The sequence below is a fragment of the Streptomyces sp. NPDC059456 genome, from assembly GCF_042750055.1.
GTDB lineage: Bacteria > Actinomycetota > Actinomycetes > Streptomycetales > Streptomycetaceae > Streptomyces.
The window spans coordinates 1-4,471 of sequence record NZ_JBHYVA010000689.1; the positions used below are offsets into that span (position 1 = coordinate 1).

General features: G+C 72.8%; 4 protein-coding genes. 2 read left to right on the forward strand and 2 right to left on the reverse strand.

Going from position 1 to position 4,471, the window contains the following annotated elements; all coding sequences use genetic code 11:
• A partial coding sequence (locus ACFXA3_RS36465) for a tetratricopeptide repeat protein (RefSeq protein WP_385194428.1) occupies positions 1-1,328 on the forward strand: 1,328 nt, incomplete at its 5' end.
• Between the two features lie 27 nt (positions 1,329-1,355).
• Here the strand turns inward: ACFXA3_RS36465 and rpsD are convergent.
• A complete protein-coding gene (gene rpsD, locus ACFXA3_RS36470) occupies positions 1,356-1,967 on the reverse strand; it encodes a 30S ribosomal protein S4 (protein WP_030294564.1) in 612 nt (203 codons plus the stop codon).
• A gap of 295 nt (positions 1,968-2,262) precedes the next feature.
• Between rpsD and ACFXA3_RS36475 the strand changes: the two genes are divergently transcribed.
• Positions 2,263-2,913, forward strand: coding sequence for a DUF2470 domain-containing protein (locus ACFXA3_RS36475; RefSeq protein ID WP_385194431.1), 651 nt, complete (start codon positions 2,263-2,265; stop codon positions 2,911-2,913).
• Positions 2,914-2,992: 79 nt separating this feature from the next.
• On the opposite strand, the gene ACFXA3_RS36480 is transcribed toward ACFXA3_RS36475, so the two are convergent.
• Positions 2,993-4,357, reverse strand: a complete 1,365-nt coding sequence (locus ACFXA3_RS36480; RefSeq protein ID WP_385194434.1) for a replication-associated recombination protein A — start codon at positions 4,355-4,357, stop codon at positions 2,993-2,995.
• Positions 4,358-4,471 lie beyond the last annotated feature (114 nt).

Below are 4,471 nucleotides of genomic sequence, written 5' to 3' on the forward strand. Positions count from 1 at the left end.
GGGCCCGGGCGGTGCGGGGGGGGGGGGAGCCCCGCGCCGGTGTCGGGGGGTGGGTGCGCTACCGGTTGCTGGAGACGGTACGGGCGTACGGGGGGGGGTGGCTGGAGTCGCTCGGCGACGCCGCGCGGCTGCGGCGGCGCCACCGGGACTGGTACACGGGGCTGGCGACCTGGTGCGAGCTGGACTGGTTCAGCCCGCGCCAGCAGGAGGTGGCGGCGCTGGTGGAGGCCGAGCTGCCGAACCTGCGGCTGGCCCTGGAGTGCTGCCTGGACGAGCCGGACGAGCTCCACCTGGGGCAGTACCTGGCGGGGACGCTGTGGTTCTACTGGGCCGGCTGCGGCCGGCTCACCGAGGGCCGGTACTGGCTGGACCGGTCGCTGGATCCCGGTGCGCCCGGGTCGGAGCACGTGGGTTCACGGCTGAAGGCGTTGTGGGTGCTCGGCTACGTGGCGGCCCTCCAGGGCGACGCGGTGGCCTCGATGAGCGCCCTGTACGAGTGCCGGGACGCGGCGGCGCGGACCGGGAACGCGGTGGCGTCGGCGTACGCGGTGCACCGGCTGGGCTGCCTGGCGCTGGTCTCCGACGACATGGTGCGGGCCGGGGAGCTGCTGGGCGCGGCGCTGGAGCAGTACCGGGAGACCGGGGAGCTGAACAGCAACGTGCTGATGTGCCAGGTGGAGCTGGCGATGGCGCTGGCCTTCCAGGGGGACCTGGCGGGTGCGCTGTCGCTGTGCCGGGAGGTCCGGGACATCTGCGAGGAGCGCGGGGAGCGCTGGACGAAGGCGTACGCCCTCTACGTCCTCGCGTACGCGGCGCTGGACGCGGGGGACACGGCCGGGGCGCGGCAGCTGCTGACGGAGTGCGTGACGATCAACCACGTCTTCCGCGACCTGGTCGGGCTGGTGCTGGCGGTGGAGCTGCTGGCCCTGGTCACGGCGGCCGAGGGGCATCCGGCCGAGGCGGCGGTGCTCCAGGGCGCGGCGGAGCCGATGTGGGACGGGGTGGGTCTGCAGCTGTTCGGCTCGGGGTACTTCAACGCCCCGCGGCTGATGTGCCGGGAGCGGGCGGGCGAGGTGCTGGGTGCGGAGCGGTACGCGGCGTGCGCGCGGCACGGCCGGGCCCTGTCGCTGGACGAGCTGGTCGGGCGGGCACTGCGGGGGCCCGAGCCGGTGCCGGCTCCGGAGCCGCTGCCCAGGCCCCGGACCGGGGAGGCGGGCAGGACGGTCGAGCCGGGCGTCGCGACGGGCCCGGCGGGCCCGGCCGGCGCGGTGGGCCGCCCGGACAGCAGGAAGCCCGCCGGCTCCCCCAAGGGGGAACCGGCGGGCTGACCAGCCTGTGAGGCTACGTCCGCCGGATCAGCGGGCGTAGTACTCGACGACGAGCTGCTCGTCGCAGATGACCGGGATTTCCTTGCGGTTCGGGTCACGGTCCAGGCGGAAGGCCAGGGCCTTCAGGTTGACCTGCAGGTAGCGCGGGGTCTCGCCCTCGCCTGCGTAGCCACCCTCACGGGCAACCTGGAACGGAACCTTCTCGCGGCTGCGCTCGCGCACGGTGATGACGTCGTCCGGACGGACACGGAACGACGGCTTGTCGACCTTGCCACCGTTGACCTCGATGTGGCCGTGAACGACCATCTGGCGGGCCTGGTAGATGGTCCGGGCGATGCCCGAACGCAGCACCAGGGCGTCGAGGCGACGCTCGAGCTCGACGACCAGCGCCTCGCCCGTCTTGCCCTCGGCCTTCTTGGCGCGGTCGTACGCGCGGGCCATCTGACGCTCAGAGATGTCGTACTGAGCGCGCAGACGCTGCTTCTCCAGCAGACGGACCTTGTAGTCCGAGTTCTGCTTGCGGCCACGGCCGTGCTCGCCCGGCGGGTAGGGGCGGGCCTCGAAGTACTTGACGGCCTTCGGGGTCAGTGCAATGCCGAGGGCACGCGACTTCTTGACCTTGGGTCGCTTCTGGTTCACGGGGAACCTACCTCCATGTAAGTTAGGTGAGGCTTACCTTATCGAGGAGGACGTAATGTCTCGACCACATGGGATCCCCCTGCCCAGTGCGCAACGCAGTTCGGATTCAGACGAAACAGAATCCGCTTGCGCCGACGATAAGCAAGGTCAGCCGCGTCCCAGGGAAGGCGTTCGGCAGCTCACCGGAGCCGAACGCGTACGAACCCTCGTAGAGTCCAACGCCTCAGTATCCCTCACGCTGCCGGGTGCTTTCGACCAGGTGCGGTCTCATGACCAGCCGGAGTTCGGGACAGGGATGCCGGTCGCGCGGACCGTCACCCCGGACGGGGACGTGATCCTCCTGGTGTCAGGGGAATCCGCGGCCGCCAGGGCGGCCGCTTACGCCCAGGACGACGACCTCACGGCCGTGATCGAGATCACGGACGTGGCGCCGGTGTCCGTGCCCCATCGTATCCGAGGCCGTGCGTGGCTCGCCGGATGGCTGACCCGGGTGCGCGGGGACGACCGCGCGGCCTGCGCGGCGCTGCTGGCCGAGCGCCGGCCGGTGGGCGAACTGCTCGGGCTGCACGGCCCGCCCTCCTACGTGATGCTGCGCCTGGAGGTCGGCGAGATCTCGGTGGAAGACCTGTGGGGAGCCGAGCACGTGGAGCCCGACGACCTGGCCGCCGCCGAGCCGGACCCGATGGTGAACCACGAGACGGAGCTCCTCCAGCACCTGGCCGCCGCGCACCACGACCGGATCGCGGACCTGTGCGCGCTCCTCGGCCCGCGGCAGGACACCGCCGTCACCGCGGTCCCGCTGGCACTGGACCGCCTCGGCCTGCGGGTCCGCTTCACGGGCGACGGCTCCCCCTTCGACGCCCGCTTCGACTTCCCGGCACCGGTCCGCGACGTGTGCGACCTGCGCCGGGCGATGCACACCCTGTTCTCCGCCACCGGCGGCTGACCGCCCTGCCGTCAGCCGGCGATCATGCCGGCCGGCGCCTCCTTCTCCGGCGGGGTCACCGGCAGCCCAGGGCGCGGCGTCACGCGCCGGACGGCCCGGCGCCGCGCAGGCGTTCGCGGACCTTTTCCACCACGTCCGCGTAACGGGCCTCCGCGCCGTAGCGCGTGGGCTCGTAGTACCGCTTGCCGTGCACCGCGTCCGGCGCGTACTGCTGGGCGGCGATCGCGCCCGGTACGTCGTGCGGGTAGACGTACCCCACCGCGTGGCCCAGCTTCGCCGCCCCCTTGTAGTGCCCGTCCCGCAGGTGCGTGGGCACGGGGCCGGCCAGGCCCGCCCGGACGTCCGCGAGCGCGGCGCCGATCGCGGTCGTCGCGGTGTTCGACTTCGGGGCCAGGGCGAGGGCGATCGTGGCGTGCGACAGCGTCAGCGCCGCCTCCGGGAAGCCGATCATCGCCACCGCCTGCGCCGCGGCGACGGCGAGCGGCAGGGCCGTGGGGTCCGCCAGCCCGATGTCCTCGCTGGCCGAGATCATCAGGCGGCGGGCGATGAACCGCGGGTCCTCGCCCGCTTCGATCATCCGCGCCAGGTAGTGCAGCGCGGCGTCCACGTCCGATCCGCGGATGGACTTGATGAGGGCGCTCGCCACGTCGTAGTGCTGGTCGCCGTCCCGGTCGTACTTCACCGCGGCGCGGTCGACGGCTTCCTCCACCGTCCGGAGGGTGATCTCGGACTCGCCCTTGGCGATCGCGGAACCGGCACCGGCCTCCAGTGCCGTCAGCGCCCGCCGGGCGTCGCCGCCCGCGATCCGCAGCAGGTGCGCCTCCGCGTCCGCCGGCAGGGAGACGGCTCCGCCGAGCCCGCGCTCCTCGGTCAGTGCCCGCCGCATCAGCGCGCTCAGGTCCTCGTCGGTCAACGGCTCCAGGGTGAGCAGCAGCGACCGCGACAGCAGCGGGGAGATGATCGAGAAGTACGGGTTTTCCGTGGTCGCGGCGATCAGGGTCACCCAGCGGTTCTCGACCGCGGGGAGCAGCGAGTCCTGCTGGGCCTTGCTGAAGCGGTGGATCTCGTCGAGGAAGAGGACCGTGTCCTTGCCGTATCCGCCGGCCGCCCGCTTGGCGCCCTCGATGACGGCGCGTACTTCCTTCACGCCCGCCGTGATCGCGGACAGCTCCACGAACCGCTTCTGCGTCGCCTGGCTCACCACGTACGCGAGGGTGGTCTTGCCGATGCCCGGAGGGCCCCACAGGATCACCGACGAGGCTCCGGCCGGCCCGCCGGCCCCGTCCCCGACGAGCCGCCGCAGGGGCGAGCCGGGCTTCAGCAGGTGCTGCTGGCCGACGACCTCGTCCAGGGTGCGGGGGCGCATCCGGACGGCGAGCGGGGAGCTCGCCGGGTCCGTCTCCCGGCGGTCTTCGGCAGCGGCGGTGAACAGGTCTGGTTCCACACGGGAAGCCTATGCGAGCCGACCGACAGCGGGCCGCGGGCCCGGATCGCCCCCGGCCGGTCCCCCGGAGCCGCTCCGGAGGTCCAGAATTCCCACCCTCGGGTGAGGTGCAGC

Coding starts and splice junctions, on each gene's coding strand:
- ACFXA3_RS36475 (WP_385194431.1), top strand. CDS start 2,263: ATGCCGGTCGCGCGGACCGTCACCCCGGACGGGGACGTGATCCTCCTG.